The organism is Aeromonas sp. sif0611 (genome assembly GCF_019218845.1).
Taxonomy (GTDB): Bacteria; Pseudomonadota; Gammaproteobacteria; order Enterobacterales; family Aeromonadaceae; genus Aeromonas; species Aeromonas media.
This window is the reverse complement of the sequence record NZ_JAHUWU010000001.1, coordinates 1-16,686: the sequence shown is the minus strand read 5'-3', so window position 1 is coordinate 16,686 and position 16,686 is coordinate 1. Positions and strand designations below refer to the sequence as shown.

The 16,686-nt window shown below is 62.0% G+C and carries 16 protein-coding genes; 9 read left to right on the top strand and 7 right to left on the bottom strand.

Annotated features, from left to right (window positions below):
• Window positions 1–48: 48 nt before the first annotated feature.
• Entirely contained in the window at window positions 49–1,119 is a 1,071-nt protein-coding gene (locus KW824_RS00080; RefSeq protein WP_171268967.1) for a helix-turn-helix transcriptional regulator, read from the bottom strand.
• A gap of 447 nt (window positions 1,120–1,566) precedes the next feature.
• Here KW824_RS00080 and KW824_RS00075 point away from each other — a divergent pair, with 447 nt between their 5' ends.
• The gene (locus KW824_RS00075; RefSeq protein ID WP_218408524.1) at window positions 1,567–2,889 is read left to right on the top strand and encodes a YjiH family protein; all 1,323 of its coding nucleotides are present in this window, start codon (window positions 1,567–1,569) and stop codon (window positions 2,887–2,889) included.
• An 83-nt stretch (window positions 2,890–2,972) separates the two neighbouring features.
• Here the strand turns inward: KW824_RS00075 and KW824_RS00070 are convergent, their stop codons facing one another.
• A complete protein-coding gene (locus KW824_RS00070; RefSeq protein ID WP_218408523.1) occupies window positions 2,973–3,863 on the bottom strand; it encodes a LysR family transcriptional regulator in 891 nt (296 codons plus the stop codon).
• A 97-nt stretch (window positions 3,864–3,960) separates the two neighbouring features.
• Between KW824_RS00070 and KW824_RS00065 the strand changes: the two genes are divergently transcribed.
• Together KW824_RS00065 and ycaC are read left to right on the top strand one after the other, a co-directional pair.
• The gene (locus KW824_RS00065; RefSeq protein WP_218408522.1) at window positions 3,961–4,827 is read left to right on the top strand and encodes a pirin family protein; all 867 of its coding nucleotides are present in this window, start codon (window positions 3,961–3,963) and stop codon (window positions 4,825–4,827) included.
• 164 nt (window positions 4,828–4,991) lie between these two features.
• Window positions 4,992–5,618 carry an isochorismate family cysteine hydrolase YcaC gene (ycaC, locus tag KW824_RS00060; RefSeq protein WP_043131365.1) on the top strand — a complete coding sequence of 209 codons (627 nt, stop codon included), beginning with the start codon at window positions 4,992–4,994 and terminating at the stop codon, window positions 5,616–5,618.
• A gap of 525 nt (window positions 5,619–6,143) precedes the next feature.
• Here ycaC and KW824_RS00055 read toward each other — a convergent pair.
• The 4 genes from KW824_RS00055 to KW824_RS00040 all read right to left on the bottom strand — a co-directional run bounded on the left by KW824_RS00055 (window position 6,144) and on the right by KW824_RS00040 (window position 10,342).
• The gene (locus KW824_RS00055) at window positions 6,144–6,473 is read right to left on the bottom strand and encodes a YbaB/EbfC family nucleoid-associated protein (protein WP_011706069.1); all 330 of its coding nucleotides are present in this window, start codon (window positions 6,471–6,473) and stop codon (window positions 6,144–6,146) included.
• 130 nt (window positions 6,474–6,603) lie between these two features.
• Entirely contained in the window at window positions 6,604–9,114 is a 2,511-nt protein-coding gene (gene dnaX / locus KW824_RS00050; protein WP_218408521.1) for a DNA polymerase III subunit gamma/tau, read from the bottom strand.
• 172 nt (window positions 9,115–9,286) lie between these two features.
• The gene (apt, locus tag KW824_RS00045) at window positions 9,287–9,832 is read right to left on the bottom strand and encodes an adenine phosphoribosyltransferase (RefSeq protein WP_005327012.1); all 546 of its coding nucleotides are present in this window, start codon (window positions 9,830–9,832) and stop codon (window positions 9,287–9,289) included.
• 132 nt (window positions 9,833–9,964) lie between these two features.
• Window positions 9,965–10,342 (bottom strand): YbaN family protein, encoded by a 378-nt coding sequence (locus KW824_RS00040; RefSeq protein WP_139750892.1) that lies wholly within the window; start codon window positions 10,340–10,342, stop codon window positions 9,965–9,967.
• Between the two features lie 177 nt (window positions 10,343–10,519).
• Here KW824_RS00040 and dusC point away from each other — a divergent pair, with 177 nt between their 5' ends.
• The 4 genes from dusC (at window position 10,520) to KW824_RS00020 (ending at window position 13,839) form a co-directional block, all read left to right on the top strand.
• Window positions 10,520–11,464, top strand: a complete 945-nt coding sequence (gene dusC, locus KW824_RS00035; RefSeq protein ID WP_218408520.1) for a tRNA dihydrouridine(16) synthase DusC — start codon at window positions 10,520–10,522, stop codon at window positions 11,462–11,464.
• Window positions 11,465–11,520: 56 nt separating this feature from the next.
• Window positions 11,521–12,348, top strand: coding sequence for an AraC family transcriptional regulator (locus tag KW824_RS00030; RefSeq protein WP_218408519.1), 828 nt, complete (start codon window positions 11,521–11,523; stop codon window positions 12,346–12,348).
• Between the two features lie 75 nt (window positions 12,349–12,423).
• Window positions 12,424–13,389 (top strand): DMT family transporter, encoded by a 966-nt coding sequence (locus tag KW824_RS00025; protein ID WP_218408518.1) that lies wholly within the window; start codon window positions 12,424–12,426, stop codon window positions 13,387–13,389.
• An 81-nt stretch (window positions 13,390–13,470) separates the two neighbouring features.
• Entirely contained in the window at window positions 13,471–13,839 is a 369-nt protein-coding gene (locus KW824_RS00020; RefSeq protein WP_043131350.1) for an RNA polymerase-binding protein DksA, read from the top strand.
• A 153-nt stretch (window positions 13,840–13,992) separates the two neighbouring features.
• Here the strand turns inward: KW824_RS00020 and KW824_RS00015 are convergent, their stop codons facing one another.
• The gene (locus KW824_RS00015; RefSeq protein WP_218408517.1) at window positions 13,993–14,664 is read right to left on the bottom strand and encodes a response regulator transcription factor; all 672 of its coding nucleotides are present in this window, start codon (window positions 14,662–14,664) and stop codon (window positions 13,993–13,995) included.
• 174 nt (window positions 14,665–14,838) lie between these two features.
• Here KW824_RS00015 and KW824_RS00010 point away from each other — a divergent pair, with 174 nt between their 5' ends.
• Window positions 14,839–15,165 carry a PilZ domain-containing protein gene (locus tag KW824_RS00010; protein ID WP_218408516.1) on the top strand — a complete coding sequence of 109 codons (327 nt, stop codon included), beginning with the start codon at window positions 14,839–14,841 and terminating at the stop codon, window positions 15,163–15,165.
• 88 nt (window positions 15,166–15,253) lie between these two features.
• Window positions 15,254–16,686, top strand: a 1,433-nt coding sequence (locus KW824_RS00005; protein ID WP_218408515.1) for a cadherin domain-containing protein, incomplete at its 3' end; no start/stop codon positions are given.

Sequence of the window (16,686 nt, the reverse complement as noted above, 5' to 3'; positions counted from 1 at the left end):
GCGAGCCGGGCACTATGTCCGGCTCACACCAAGCATAGCTCGTGCCTATCAGGAGATGGACTGCAGCAACAGCAGCAGCTCGTTCTGGCTGTGGCAGTCGGTCTTCTTGAACACCCCCTTGAGGGTGGAACGCACGGTTTCCACCTTGACCCCGCGCAGCTCGGCGATGTCGTTGCTGCTGTATCCCTTGCTCATCAGCACCAGCAGCTCCTTCTCACCGATGGTGAGGGGATAAAGGCTGGCCAGCGCCTCTATGTCGGGATTGAAAGAGTGCTCGGGATCGCGCAATACCACTTCCACGTAACGCTCGAAGCGGCTGAGCCCGCTCATCAGAGTGCACTGGATCAGCAGCGGCCTGAGATTGGCCTGACGGGGAATGGACATATAGGCGCTGGCACCTGGCAACAAATAGGCAAAGCCATTCAAGGTCTCCTTGAGCTGGCGTTGCTGCTCCTTATTTTGCAAAGAGAAAATACCATTGACGGCCCGCAATTCGACGTTTTCATCGGCGATGCGGTTGAACGCCACATTGGAATAATGAATATGCCCCTTGTCATCTATGATGGCGCTGGGTTTATTATGGTTTTTCACCAGTTGCTGCAGCTGATAGTTCTGGGTTTCCAGGGCCAGCAGGTTCCAATAATGCTGGCTCCAGGCGGCCAGACCAGAATAGATCTCTGTCAGCGAGGTGAGATCCCGGCTGCTGAAGTCATCCTGGGCGGCGCCGCGGTAACTGCACAGTGTGCTAAGACCCCGCCCCTTCACGCGGCAGACGCCGCCCGCCGCAAACTGGGCACCAAAACTGGCCAGCAGCCCCACCGAGCTGGAAATGGTATTGGCGCTGACGATCCCCTGACAGCCCTTGTCCAGATAATGATTGAACCACACATCCTGGCGATGGTGTTGCACATAGAATTGCTGCTGGGCCTCAGTCAACCCGCTTGAAAAGAGCTTTATTCCATCGCTCTTGTCATCATCCCGCAATAAAAACAGGGATGAACTGCCGGACAAGTCGGTGCGAAATTGGTCTACCACCAACTTAATGTCAGAATCATTAATACCGCACTCGTATAACTGGCTGATATAGGGCGATATCCTTTCTTTCTCTAATGCCTTCACACCCGAACTCCTAATTCTTATTTTTATTGAAGTGGCATCTTACTCCGCAATGAGATACTCGAAAAGTAGTCAAATGAACAAAGGCTTTATGACCAACTCATAAATAGTTATAAAAAATTCACCTTGAGGAAGATTGTAGAGATGTTTAAATCCAGGCTCAGGTTCCCTGTTTTTTTGGTCGATATGGAACATCTTTAACCGCATCCCTCCTGCGTATCTGCCGGCCTTGCCCTGGCTCATGCCTTGACAGGCAAGGTCGGCACGACCTGACCGCTACCCGACCCGCTCCCCGCGGTATGTTCCTACCGAAGGTTTCATACGAATTCACCCCTCACAAATGTTGCATTTTAGTGTCTTTATTGTTTCCATTTTCGATTTCGGCAGATATTGTATATACAAATACCTGTCATCAACGGAATTGGATCATGTGGATCACAAGGAGAGGAAATGGAACCTGAACACGCACTCACCGCCCCTGCACGTTCGGGGGCTGGCATCAAACTGCTGCTGACCAGCCTGCTCGGCATCGCCATCTTTTTCGTGCCCTTCGAGCTCGCGGGCCGCAGCACCATACTGGTGGATCACCTGGCGGGCTTCCTGATGGCGCAGCGCCCGCTCGCCCTGGGGCTCATCCTGCTGCTGATCGCCTATGGCGCCATCAGCCCGTTGCTGGATGGCCGCTGGCGCGCCCGCCCCATCGACAGGGTGCTGAGCCTGTTCAAGCTGCTCGGGCTGGGGCTGGCCATCATGTATGTGGCAGGCTGGGGCCCCGCCTGGCTGATGACGCCGGATCGCCTGCCTTTCCTCTTTGACAAGCTGGCCATGTCGGTGGGGCTCATCGTGCCCATCGGCGCCATGGCCCTTACCTTCCTGCTCGGCTTCGGCCTGCTGGAGCTTATCGGCGTACTGATGCAGCCGGTGATGCGCCCCCTCTGGCGCACCCCTGGTCACTCCGCCATCGATGCAGTCGCATCTTTCGTCGGCAGCTACTCGGTAGGGCTGCTCATCACCAACCGGGTCTTCCTCGCGGGCAAGTACACGGTACGGGAAGCCGTCATCATCGCTACCGGCTTCTCCACCGTCTCCGCCGCCTTCATGATCATCGTGGCCAAGACCCTCAACCTGATGGGGCACTGGAACTTCTACTTCTGGTCCACCCTGGTGATCACCTTCGTCATCACCGCCATCCTGGCCCGGGTTCCCCCCATCAGCACCATGGCGCACCAGGGCGAGACCGACGAACCGCTGCCGGCAGGCATGAGCCGCTGGCAAGCGGCGCTCGCCTCCGGGCTCACCCAGTCCAGCCAGGCAGATCCCGTGCTGCGGCAGTTGCAGGACAACCTCAAAGATGGCCTCTATATGGCTGCCGCCGTGGTGCCCACCATCTTGTCCGTCGGCCTGCTGGGGCTGCTGCTGGCCCAGCACACGCCGCTCTTTGATCTGTTGGGCTGGCTGCTGTGGCCCCTCACCTGGCTGCTGGATCTGGGGGAACCGCTGGAAACTGCAAGAGCGCTCTCGGCCGGCTTGGCGGAGATGTTCCTGCCCGCCATTCTGCTCAAGGATGCGGATCTGCTGGTACGCTATGTGACCGCCGTGGTCTCGGTGAGCTCGGTGCTCTTCTTCTCCGCCTCCATTCCCTGCATCCTGGCCACCAAGATCCCGGTCAACCTGGGGCAACTGGTGGTGATCTGGCTGCTGCGCACCCTGCTCGGTATCCTGCTGGCCGCCCTGTGCGGACGGCTGGCCCTGACGATGGGCTGGCTCAACTAGCCTAAGGTGATATCAAAGAAACAAAGCGCCATCAGGCGCTTTGTTTCTTTGTGCGGGCTGACAGCCACCACATCGGCGAGCTGTCATTCGAGCCATTGTCGCAGCGCCAGCGTGGCGAGATCCACGAAGGCGCGCAGCCTGGGAGGCATGAAGCGCTGCCTGGGGTAGACGATATGGATGGGATCCGCCTTGCCATGCCACTCGGGGAGGACAGGCACCAATCCTCCCTCATCGCAGGCCTGACGACACAGGTATGACGGCAACAATGCCACCCCCCCTCCGGCCGAGACCATGGTCATGATCAGGCCGACGTCGTTGATCAGCGTCTGCCGGGCCAGAGAGACGGTCACGCTGTTGGCGGCTCCGTCGTGGAGTACCCAGGCCTCCTTGCCCAATGGGGTGAACTGCAGGCAGGCATGCTGTCGTAGCGCCTGCGGTGCATCGATCGCCGTCGCACTGGCGAGGTAATCCGGACTCGCAAACAGGGCCCAGCGTGCAACGCCCACCTGCTTGGCTATCAGCGTCGAGTCCTTGAGAGGACCGGTACGGATGGCGACATCGACGCCTTCTGCGACCAAATCCACGTAGCGGTTCATCAACACCAACTCCACATCGACCTTTGGCCACTGGCTACGCATCTCCCCCAGGATCGACGACAGGATCTGGTTGCCGATATCAACGGGCGCCGTGATACGCAGCAGACCACAGGGCTCTTCCCGCGCCTCGGTCACCGCCGCCTCGGCGTCAAGCACATGCACCAAGCCGGCCGAGGCGTGGTCAAAATAGATCTGTCCAGCATCGGTCAGATGCAACCGGCGGGTGGTCCGCTGCAAGAGGGTGACGCCCAGACGCTTCTCCAGCATGGCCACCCGATGGCTGACGGTGGAGGTCGGCAACCCCAGCAGACGCGCCGCAGCGCTGAAGCTGCCGGCTTGTACGACCTTGACGAATACGACGACCTGATTGAAGTCCATCTTCCAACTCAATAGAAAGTGTTTTCTTATTTAACCATCTAGTCCGGTAAATGGCGACTTTCTACACTGTGTCCATTGATTCAACGGAGACACCGAGATGAAAGAACTGGCATTTATCAAGCGCAGCAACGGACAACACTGGGTGGGTGACGGCTTTCCGGTCAGGAGCATCTTCTCCTATAACGACATCGCCGAGGAGATGTCCCCCTTCCTGCTGATGGACTACGCGGGCCCGGCCAATTTCCCGGCCACCTCCCATCAACTCGGCGTCGGCCAGCATCCTCACCGCGGGTTCGAAACCGTGACCATCGTCTACGAGGGGGGGGTCTCCCACAGAGACTCCTCGGGGGGCGGCGGCACCATAGGTCCGGGTGACGTACAGTGGATGACGGCCGCATCTGGCCTGATCCACGAGGAGTACCACAGCCCGGCATTCGCCAAGGCAGGCGGCCCCTTCGAGATGGTGCAGCTGTGGGTGAACTTGCCCGCCAAAGACAAAATGACGGCCCCTGGCTACCAGGGCATCACCGCAGGAAAGATCCCTCGGGTGGCACTGCCAGATGGCGCAGGTGAAGCGCGCATCATCGCCGGTCGCTTGGACGACACCTCCGGCCCTGCCCGTACCTTCACCCCGATGAACGTCTGGGACATGCGTCTGAGGGCCCATCACCAGGTGACGCTCGAGTTACCAGAGGGACACACCACCGCCCTGTTTGTGCTCAAAGGCACCATTCGCCTCGGCAACCGCCACGCGGTCCGCGCCACCGAGCTGGCAGTCATGGATCGCCGCGGCAGCAAACTGGTGATGGATGTCGAGGAGGAGACGACGTTGCTGCTGCTCAATGGCGCCCCCCTCGATGAACCCATCGTCGGTCACGGCCCCTTCGTGATGAACACCCAGGAAGAGATCGTGCAGGCCATCAATGATTACAACAGTGGCCGCTTTGGCCAGATCGGACGCTAAACAGCCAACATCGGGAAAGCATCCTCAGCAAGCAGGCACCACGCTTATACGCTGACAATCATCGATCAACAGCCATTGATCGACCGCGGCGCATGGCGCTGCAAAACAACGAAATGCTGGCCCCCCAGCGTTAATCTCTTTGCCAACAAACCTGGAGAAAGGTCATGAACAAGCCCTACGTCAAACTCGACAAACACAATGCTGCCGTGCTGCTGGTGGATCATCAGGCCGGCCTCTCTTCCCTGGTGCGTGACATCGAGCCGGACAAGTTTCGCAACAACGTCCTGGCGCTGGCCGCACTGGCCAAGTACTTCGAGCTGCCGACCATACTGACCACCAGTTTCGAAAACGGGCCCAACGGCCCACTGATGACAGAGCTCAAGGAGACCTTCCCGGATGCCCCCTACATTGCCCGCCCAGGGCAGATCAATGCCTGGGATAACGAGGAGTTCGTCAAGGCGGTCAAGGCCACCGGCAAAAAGCAGCTGATCATCGCCGGCATCGTCACCGAGGTGTGTGTGGCCTTTCCGACCCTGTCCGCACTCGAGGAAGGCTACCAGGTGTTTGTCATCACCGATGCCTCGGGAACCTTCAATGAAATCACCCGTCACTCGGCCTGGGATCGGATGTCCGCCGCCGGGGCACAGCTGATGACCTGGTTTGGTGCCGCCTGTGAACTGCACCGCGACTGGCGCAACGATGTGGAAGGCCTGGGTACCCTGTTCGCCAACCACATCCCCGACTATCGCAATCTGATCAACAGCTACACCACCATCCAGAGCAGCAAGTAGCACATGCCTGCCCCGGGAAACTGGGGCCTTTTGTCTCCCGCCATTTCCCCCCAGCCCCCTCAATCCCCATGCCTCCCCGGCCAATGCTATGCGTGAGACAGATCTGGCCCGCAGAAGTGGGACGCAGCTCCCGGAGCTCGTGCCTGTGTCGGATCAAGGCGCCCGTGAGCTTACCGGCGGCTTATGCTGGCAACCGCCTCTGATACACCCGAGGCGAGTTTCCAGGTGACTCCCCTCGACAGGCGAGTCAGGGGATCCTCCACGCCAGCAAGTATGATCATGCAGGATGGCGGATAGCGGGGCGGCATCGCACGGGTCAGAGCAAGACAAGAAAAGATGCGAAGAAACGCGTTTGGGAAGGCAGCATGCCTTGGCCAGAGGCTGAGTTGGTGACTGCGTCACCATGCCAAGCAAATGCCGGGCAGGCAGGCCAGAAAAAACAAAGCGCAGCTGACACGGAGAAAACCGTATCGGCTGCGCCATCGCCATGGGTCATGGCTTCTTGATTTGAAAGGCTTTTAACCCTTAGAACGGCATCTTGAAGCCTGGGGGCAGTTGCATGCCACCGGTCAGCTCGCCCATCTTGCTCTTGTTCTGCTCTTCCACCCGGCGCACGGCGTCATTGACGGCGGCGGCGACCAGATCTTCCAGCATCTCCTTGTCATCTTCCATCAGACTCGGGTCTATCTCGATACGGCGCACGCTGTGGCTGCCGGCCATGGTGACCTTGACCATGCCGGCGCCGGCTTCGCCGACGACTTCCATCTGAGCCAGCTGCTCTTGCATCTTCTGCATGCGCTCTTGCATCTGTTGGGCCTGTTTCATCAGGTTACCCATTCCACCTTTACCAAACATAGGTCGTCTCTCGTCTTGAAATCCGGCATCCAGCGCCGGGCTGTGGGCTTGTTCTACCCCGGATATGGGGGCAGCCAAAAGATTTTTCAACCGGGACTCGGGTCCCGGCATGGGATTTAACTCATAGCGCTCAGCGACTCAGAGGTTCGATGCTCTCGGGATGGAGCACGGCGCCGAATCGCTGCTGCAGGAACTGCACATTGGGATCGTCCGCCAGATCCCGGCTCACCTGCTCACGTACCCCCAGATAGAGGCGATGCTCGATCTCGAGTGGCGTCTCCCGCGCCGGATCCGTGCCCAGGGTCACCTCGACACGCACCGCCTGCCCAAACTCCGGGCCTATGATTTCGGCCAGATCGGCCAGGGCTCTGTCGCTGACCAGATGGCGCTGCTCCGGCTTGAGCACCAGGGACACCAACTCCCCCTGCCGGGTCATCACCGAGTTGATGGCAAGCTGGCGCAGCCGGCCACCGACCCCGGTGCGGGCGATGAGCTCGGCCCAAGCGTCGCCGCAATTGACCAGCAGGGAAGAGGGGATCAGGCGAGCGATCTCCTCCCCCTCCGCCGGCTGGGCGTCACTCTCCAGTTCATCCCAGTCGATGGTCTCCATCACCTGGGCCGTCGTTGGCTGCGCATTTTCGGGCACAGAAAGAGGCGTCGCAACCGGCGTTGTCGGCGCCGCGGCGACGGTAGCTGCGGCAGCGCTGGCGGGTGCACCGTCCAGATCCCAGGGGGGCAAGTCATCCGAGGCGGGACTGGCCTTCCGCGCAACACTCGGCCTTGGCGCCGCAGGGGCACTGACCGGCCCGTCGCCGAAGCCCTGACTCAGGTACTCCTCGTAATCGCTGCCACTGTCGTCATAGGCATCGAGCGGTGGCAGATCCTCATAGCCCGTCATGGGCCCGGCATCGGCAGGGGCCGCAGCGGCCTGCCTGGCAGGCGCGGAGGGTGCTGGCGCCACTGGTTGCACGGCGGCAGTCGCCACGGGCGCAGCCTGTTTGCTTGGCGTCGCCCTGGGAGGGGCAGAGACGGTCGCAGCCCCGGCGTCGCCCCGCAGCCGGCTGCGCAGCAGATTGCGCTTGCCCAGCAGGCTCTGCATGCTGGAGGCCGCCGAGGGGGCAGCTTCGGGTTCCGGGGCTATGGCAGGAGCCTCCGTCGGTAGGGCCTCCTCATGGGAGGAGACAGGCTGCTCGGGTTCAGGGGGCTGCGCTTCCTGTACCTGGGGGGCGCCACCGGTCTGGTACTCTGGCTGCATCGGCTGCGCCTCGAACCCCATCTGCTGCGCGGCTTGCAGCAGCTCTTGCTGCTCGGCAAAGAGGGCTGCGCTGGCCTCATCGTCGCCGGCAGCCGGCTCATCTTCCTGCACAGCCAAGAGCGGCGCTGTCGGCGTCTGGGCTACGGGCGCGGCCGTGCCGGCCGCTGTCGCGGCCTGATGCGGGGCTGGCTCAGCCCCTGACGGCTTTCCCGGCAGGGCCGAGACTGCCTCCCTCCCCGCCCCGGGTTGTGCGCCCATGGACACGGGCAAGGCGCTCAGATTGGCGGGATGCACCGCCTCGCGGCGCGGCGAGAACGCCAGCATCCTCAGGCAGGTCATCTCCAGCGCGGTGCGGCCATCGGGCGCCCAGGGCAAGTCCTTGCGCCCCCCCAGCACTATCTGGTAGCAGAGCTGCACCTCTTCCGGGCTCATGGCCCCCGCCAGCTGCAGCAAGGCATCGGCATCCGCCCCCTGCTCCTGCACGCTGGCAGGAAGCAACTGGGCCATGGCGACGCGATGGAGCAAGGCTTCCAGTTCGGCGTGGAGCTGATCGAAGTCCGGCCCCAGGGTGGCGATTTCGGTGATCTTGGCCATGGTGGCCGGCGCATCCTGGCGCAGCACAGCCTCCAGCAACTGGTGCAGGTGGTGATGATCCAGCGTCCCCAGCATGGTCAGCACGCTCTCCAGACGCACGCTGCCGTTGCCATGGGCCAACGCCTGATCCGTCAGGCTCAGGGCATCGCGCATGCTGCCATCGGCCGCCTTGGCCAGGGCCAGCAGGGCGCGGGGCTCGAACGGCTGACCTTCCTGATCCAGCACCCATTCGAGCTGCCGGGCGATCTGGGTCTGATCCAGGCTTTTGAGGTGGAACTGCAGGCAGCGGGACAAGATGGTGATGGGGAGCTTCTGCGGATCCGTGGTGGCCAGCAGGAACTTCACATAGGGAGGCGGCTCTTCCAGGGTCTTGAGCAGCGCATTGAAGCTGTGACGCGACAGCATGTGCACCTCATCGATGAGGTAGACCTTGAAGCGGCCGCGGGCCGGGCGGTACTGCACGTTGTCCAAGAGCTCGCGGGTGTCTTCCACCTTGGTGCGGGACGCCGCATCGATCTCCAGCAGATCGACGAAGTTGCCCTGATCGATCTCCCGGCAAGTGTCGCATACGCCGCACGGGTGGCTGCTGATCCCCTGCTCGCAGTTGAGGCTCTTGGCCAGGATGCGGGCGATGGTGGTCTTGCCGACCCCGCGGGTGCCGCTCAGCAGGTAGGCATGATGCAGCCGTCCCTGATCAAGGGCATTGGTCAAGGCGGTCAGCACATGCTGCTGGCCAACCACTTGTTCAAATGTATGGGGGCGCCATTTACGCGCCAGAACCTGATAGCTCATAGATCTCGATGCTGGAAAACGAGGCATTGAGGCAGGATGCTAACACAAATGGAGGGCGGGCTGTATGGGCTATCGGCCGCCGTGGGAGGGATCGCTTGATTTTCAAACCGGTGCCCATTCAGGCACCGGTTCGGGGCATTGGCGGGTTGACGAGGCCCGCCTGCCAGGGGGATTACTCGCCTGCGAGTTCCACCAGAGAGACCACCTTGACGCCTGCGGCGGTCAGGCGGGCATCACCGCCCAGCGACGGCAGGGAGATGATGAAGGCCGCATCGGCGACTTCACCGCCGGCGCGGCGAATGAGCTTCACGGTCGCATCGACGGTGCCACCGGTGGCCAGTAGATCGTCCACCACCAGCACCTTGTCACCGGGCACGATGGCGTCGGTGTGCAGTTGCAGGGTATCGGTGCCGTACTCGAGGGCATAGGACTCTTCGATGATGGCGCGGGGCAGCTTGCCCGGCTTGCGAACCGGCACAAAGCCCAGTCCCATGGCGTAGGCCACCGGGGCGCCGAAGATGAAACCGCGGGCCTCGGTGCCGACGATCTTGGTGATCCCTTGATCACGATAATGCTCGGCCAGCAGATCGATGGTGGCCTTGAAGGCCTCGGCATTCTCGATCAGGCTGGTGATGTCGCGAAACAGGATGCCCGGCTTCGGATAGTCGGGAATGGTCTTGATGCTCGCTTCGATAAACTTCAGGGTATCCGGATTCATTATTTGACCGCTTATTTTTGAGCCCAGGCGTGGCGTCTCTTGCGCTGCCCGCCAGCGGGCAATAAAAAGGCCCGTCATGCAAAAAATGACAGGCCGACTCCATAGCATTATTGCCGCGATAGCTTAGGGATTTCACTTCTCCATTGCAACTGGCTCCAGCACCGGCAGACGCATTAACCAGGTGAGCAGGATCACCATTATGACAACCAGCAGCAGCCTCACCCAGGGCAACGGCACCACCATCAGCGACACCGAGAAGGAGAGCAGGATGAAGACGATGGCACGGCGTCTGGCATGGCGCCGAATGCCGCGATATAGCTGCCAGTCATGGATGGGGGGCCCGAACCAGGGGTGTGCCAGCAGCCAGCGGTGAAAACGGGGGGACGAGCGAGCAAACAGGGCCGCCGCCAGCAACATGAAGGGGGTGGTCGGCAACAGGGGCAGGACTATCCCGACTATCCCGGTGGCGAAGGCGAGCCAGCCCAGGGCCATCAGACACCAGCGTTTCATGGGTACTCCTCTGAATGCATCTCTGCCTTTAGCCTAACAGAGTTGGCCCAAAAGCTGACAGCCCGGCCCATGCAGCGGCAGTCGATTAGGCTCATCGAGCGGGCAGACGGCTGACAACGCCGCCCATTGCCACTACAATCTGCGCTCTTTTTTCTCCCCTTGTCTTCGGAAGCAGCTATGCGCGTTATTTTGGCCCCCATGCAGGGGGTGCTGGATCACCTGATGCGGGAGGTACTCACCTCCGTCAACGATTACGACCTCTGTGTCAGCGAATTCATTCGGGTCGTCGATCAGCTGCTGCCCGCCAAGGTGTTCTATCGCCTCTGCCCCGAACTCAAGCAGGATGGCAAGACCCGCGCCGGCACCCCGGTGCGGGTGCAGCTGCTGGGCCAGCACCCCGAATGGCTGGCGGAAAATGCGGTGCGCGCCATCGAACTCGGCTCCCCCGGGGTCGATCTCAACTTCGGCTGCCCCGCCCCCACAGTCAACAAGAGCAAGGGGGGGGCCGTACTGCTCAAGGAGCCAGAGACCGTCTACCGCATCGTCAAGGCGGTGCGCGAAGCCGTCCCTGCCCACCTGCCGGTGAGCGCCAAGATCCGTCTGGGGTACGACGACAAGGAGCTCTACATGGACAACGCCCAGGCGGTCTATCAGGGGGGCGCCAACGAGCTCGCTGTCCATGCCCGCACCAAGCGGGAAGGCTACAAGGCGCCGGCGCACTGGGAATACGTTGATCTCATCCGCCGCGCCCTGCCCATTCCGGTGACCGCCAATGGCGAGATATGGGATCACAAGGATGCCCTCGCCTGCGCCGGCGTCTCCGGCTGCGACGCTCTCATGGTGGGCCGCGGTGCCATCTCCCTGCCCAACCTGGCCAACGTGATGAAAACCGGCTGTGCCCACATGAGCTGGGCCGAGGTGCTGCAGCTGATGGTGACCTATACCGAGCAGGATCTGGCGAGCGAGAAGGCCGATTACTACCCCAGCCGCATCAAGCAGTGGTTCTCCTACATAGTGCGGGAATACCCCCAGGCCGACGAGCTGTTTCGCCGCATCCGCACCATCAAGACCGCGGACGAGATCCGTATCGCCCTCGAGCGTGAGTGCGCCGCACGGGCCTAGTCTTGGCCGCCGCCCCACGGCACCCTATGATGAAGGCTCAATGACAGGAGGTCAGGATGCAGGGAGTACCGATCACATTTACCCATCAGCACGACAGGGCCGATTTTCGCGCCCTGCCTGGGCAGCCTGCGACCGAGCTCTACCGCGCCCACATCCAGCACCACACCTTCGATCCCCATAGCCACGAGGGGTTTGGCCTCGGTGTCATCGAGTATGGCGCCGAGCGTTTTCGCTATCGTGGCAGCCAGCTCCTGGCGGGCCCCGGCAGCCTGGTACTGATGAACCCCGATGAGCTGCACACGGGCGAGGCTGCCTGCGAGCAGGGGTGGCGCTATCGGATGCTCTACCTGCCCGCCGATCGGCTCGAGGCCATCAGCGGCGAGCGCGGCTGGTATTTCGCCGAGGCAGTGCGAAGCGACCCGCACGCAGCCCCCGTCCTGCAAGCGACCCTGGACGCCCTCTGGCACTGTGACAGCGATCTCGCCGCCGACGGCCTGCTGCTGAGCGTGTGCGACACCCTGCGCCCCCACGCCCGGGCCCTGGCGGCCCCGCGCGAAGCAGCCCATCCTCTGGGCCGCGCCATCGACTATATGCAGGCGTACTTCGCCCGCCCCATCACCCTGACCGAGCTGGCCGGTGCGGTGAACCTCAGCCCCTATCACTTCCAGCGCAGCTTCAAGTCCCGCTTTCACGTCACCCCCCAGCAGATGCTGATGGCCATCCGCCTGCAGCGCGCCAAGGGGTGGCTGGCCGCCGGCCTGCCTGCCGCCGAGGTGGCCGCCGCCTGTGGTCTGGCCGATCAGTCACATCTCAACCGCGCCTTCCTGCGCCGCTATGGCACCACCCCGGTGCGCTACCAGAAACAGGTGCAGGCCGGCCGCTAAAGCGCAATCTGGTTCAATACGCCGCCCTTCCCCGCCTGCTAGGCTGGCCTCCTTCTTCTCCACCGGAAATAGAAAATGTTGCTCGGAGTCTTGTTTGCCCTGCTGGCCGGCCTGATGTGGGGGCTCATCTTCGTCGCCCCCCTGCTGGTCGACGGCTATCCCCCCGCCCTGCTCGCCAGCGGCCGCTACCTCGCCTTCGGCCTCATCGTGCTGCCGTTCGCCTGGCAGGCCCGCAAACGCCTGGCGGCCCTCTCGGCCAGCGATTGGCGCGAGGCACTCGCCCTCACCCTGGTGGGGAACCTCATCTACTACTTTTGCCTCTCGGGGGCCATCTTGCGCATCGGCTCGCCGCTGGCAGCCATGATCATCGGCACCCTGCCAGTGGTGACGGCCCTGGCCGCCAACTGCCTCTATGGCGCACGGGACGGCCGCCTCTCCCGCGCCCGCCTCTACCCGGCCCTGCTGCTGATGGGGACCGGCCTCTATCTGGTCAACCACGCCGAGTTGACCTGGCAGGCAGAGGCGCGCACCGAGCAGCTGTTCGGGCTCGCCCTGGCGGTGGCCGCCGTGCTGTGCTGGACCTGGTATCCCCTGCGCAACGCCCGCTGGCTACGCGAGCACCCGAGCCGCAGCCCGGTCGTCTGGGCCACGGCTCAGGGACTGGTGACCCTGCCGGTGGCGCTCATTGCCTACCTCGGCAGTCTCGGTCATCTCGCCCTGAGCGCACCGGACTTTCCCCTGCCCTTCGGGCCGACGCCCCTGCGCTTCGTGCTGCTGATGGGGGCGGTAGGGCTCTTTTGCTCCTGGCTCGGCACCCTGTGCTGGAACGAGGCGAGCCAGCGTCTGCCGACCGTGCTGGTGGGACCGCTCATCGTGTTCGAAACCCTGGCGGGGCTGCTCTACGCCTTCATGCTGCGCGGGATCATGCCTACCATGAGCACCCTGCTCGGTGTCGTCTGCCTGGTGGTGGGGGTGCTCTACGTGATCACCGGCAAGCCACGACACCTGCCGGAAAAACGCGTCAAAGCGCGGTTAACTTGACTCATGTCATCTTGATAAACCGCGGCTTTCCCTATACTGGCCGAGTTTTATCACTCGTCTTTGGGGGCTGTTGTGTGTGAAGTGACGCAAGCCCGGTTGGCCGAATGGCGTGAGCGCCTGCTGACCGATTGGGCACAAACAAGAGAAGCGCTGATTACTCAGCTCAAGGCCTGTCGACGTGACGACTGGGCACAGAAGGTGGCATCCTGCGAGCGGGATCAGCTGGTGGACCTGACCAGTCGCCTCGACTTGCCCAAGGTGGAGTCGAGCGTGGCACGGCTGAAACGCCTCGACGCGGCGCTCTGCCAGATGGAACTGGGTCTCTATGGCCTCTGCTCCGATTGCGAGGAGCCGCTCGCCATCGAGCAGTTGGATCAGGATCCCAGCCTGCAACGCTGCCCGCGCTGCGAGACCCGTTATCGCAAGGGATTCCACGCCCACGAACTCTGATGGCCCTTCCCCTGCCCACAGCCATCCATGTCCTCCTCCTCTTGCCAAGGCCATAGCTGACTCTCCACTCGACAAGGGCGCCCGGCCCCTTCATCACGCGGGCCCCGGTGGCCTGCGGCAGAGCATCGCTGCCTTGGGAGGCCGACAAGCATTTCAGGTCTGGGAGCCTTGCTCTGTCAGCGCATGCTTCTGTGCATAGGCATAGAGGCCCATTCGATTGCGAATGCCCAACTTGGCATAAATGGATGTCAGGTGATTGCGCAGGGTGTGCTCACTGATGTTGAGGCGCCGCGCGATCTCGAGGGTATTGGCATCAACGCCCAGGGTAATGGCCGCGATGGTCAGTCTCTCCTTGCGGGTCAGCCGCGCTATCTTCGCCTGCTCGCCATGGTGAGCCCCCTTCTCCCTCGCGATGGCCATCAGGATCCGCTCGGTGGCGGCGCGATCGACCCAGTACTCACCCCCGTGCACCTTGCGGATGGCCTTGTACAGCACCTCCACCGGTTCCCGCTTGCTGATGGCGCCGCAGGCCCCGGCCAATACCGCTCTCTCCTGCAGTTCAGTGCCCTCCGCTGTGGCGATCACCAGCACGCGAACGTGGGTATCGCACAGCAGGGAAGGTATTTGGTCGATGCCATTTCGACCATCCAGATCAAACAGGACGACACACGTCTTGCCTGGCACCATCCACTGCACGGCATCGACGGGATCGGCCACGCAGGCGATGACGTTCATCTCGTTGGGCTGTGCATTAATGGCCCCGCGCAAACCCCATGCGACTATCGGCAAGTCGCAGATCACGATGACATTGATTCTGGTATCCATACCCTGCTCCCCAACGCCTACGACAACGTGACAGGCATCCTGCCTGACAATGGTCCCCTCTCAAATTAGTCGAAATATCCTGGTTTTGTCCTGGGTCGACCGTCACTTTGTCCCACATAAATCGGTCTGATTCTTCCATTTTTCATCTTCCCCTTCTGGCCTAGGCTAATCGGCATGACAACACCCACATATATCCATGCTCGCCAGCATGATCGCATCAGGACGGTGATACCTGTCCGGCTCTCGGGCCAGACAGGGTTCACCCGGGACATCAGCATCGGGGGCTGCTACCTGCAATTCGAGGAGGCTGCCACGCCTGAGAACGAAGTGAGTAATGTCTGCTTCGATCTCGATCCCGGGGTGACGCACGGTGCCATGAAGATCCGGTGTTGCGGGCAGATAGTGCGGCGAGACCAGGACGGCCCTCTCACCGGTATGGCCATCAAAATCAAAGACCTGCAACTGCTGGTGAAAGAGATCCCCGACAGTTGCACCAGATGAAGTGTTACGCGGTACAAGAGCAGATGGCCAGGACGGCGATCTTGTCTCCATACCGAATCATCTTCCCGCTTTCTGAAGGAGCAGACCCATGGCTGACATCAGCGGCACCAATAAAAACGATTCGCTCATTGGCGGCACAGGAGCCGACCTCATAGATGGAGGCAATGGCAGTGACATGCTCGACGGCGGCAGCGGGAGCGACACCCTGCTGGGCGGCAACGGCGAGGATACCCTCTACGGCGGGCTCGGGGACGATATCCTCTCCGGCGGCAACGGCCAGGACCTCGTCTATGGTGGATCCGGCAACGACGTCATCGGGACATCGCTCGTCAACAGCGAGAACGGTAACGACGTCATCTACGGCGACGGCTGGGATGACTACCGGCAGCAGAGCCGAGCCATCGCCGGCAGCGACACCATCTACGGCGGCAATGGCTCGGAGACCATCTATGGCGACAACGGCGATGGTCATGCAAGTGGCGGCAACGACTCTATCTATGCCGGCAACGGCAACGACACCGTCTACGGTGAAGGTGGTGACGATACCATCCAGGGCGGCAATGGCGCCGATTTGCTGAGCGGCGGTAGCGGCAATGACCTCTTCGTCTACCAGAGCGCGATGGAATCCAATAGTGGCGGGATGGATACTATCCGTGACTTTTCCGGTGTGCGTGACGCCAACCCGGACAACGACAAGGTCGACCTGCGTCCGTTGCTGGGTTCCACCGACCTCAAGTGGGGAGGCACCACTTCCCTGATCAACGGTGTCTGGTACGAGCAGAACGCCGGGCAGAATGCCACCTACATCAAGGCCGATACCAACGGCGACGGCCAGGCCGATCTGGTGATCAAACTCGACGGTCTCAAGGACCTGAGCAACACCGACTTCCTCGGTGTGCAGAACAACGGCCCCACCATCACCTCCGACGGGGGGGGCAGCTCGGCGGCTCTGGCCATCGACGAAAACACCACTGTGGTCACCACAGTGACGGCCAGTGACCCGGACGTCGGTGCGCTGCTGACCTACACCATAGTCGGTGGCGCCGATGCAGGACTCTTCACCATCAATCCCAACACCGGCGCCCTGTCGTTTGTCAACGCGCCCAACCGGGAAAGCCCGAGCGACAGCAACGGCGACAACACCTATGAAGTGGTGGTGCGCGTCTCCGATGGCAGTGCCTTCGACGAGCAGACCTTCACCATCGCCATCAACGATGTTGACGAGTTCGATGTCACTACCCCGACCGACACCAACGCCGCCACCAATGCCGTCGACGAGAACATCGCCATCGGCTCCCTGGTCGGCATCACCGCCTTTGCCAGCGACGCCGACGCCACCACCAATGCCGTCACCTACAGCCTGTCCGGCAATCCCGGCGGCCTGTTTGCCATCGATCCCGCCACCGGTGTGGTCACCGTCGCCGCCGCCATCGACCGTGAAGCCCTCGGTGCCAGCGTGAATATCGAGGTCACCGCCACCAGTGCCGATGGCTCCAGCCAGGCGCAGACCTTCACCATCGC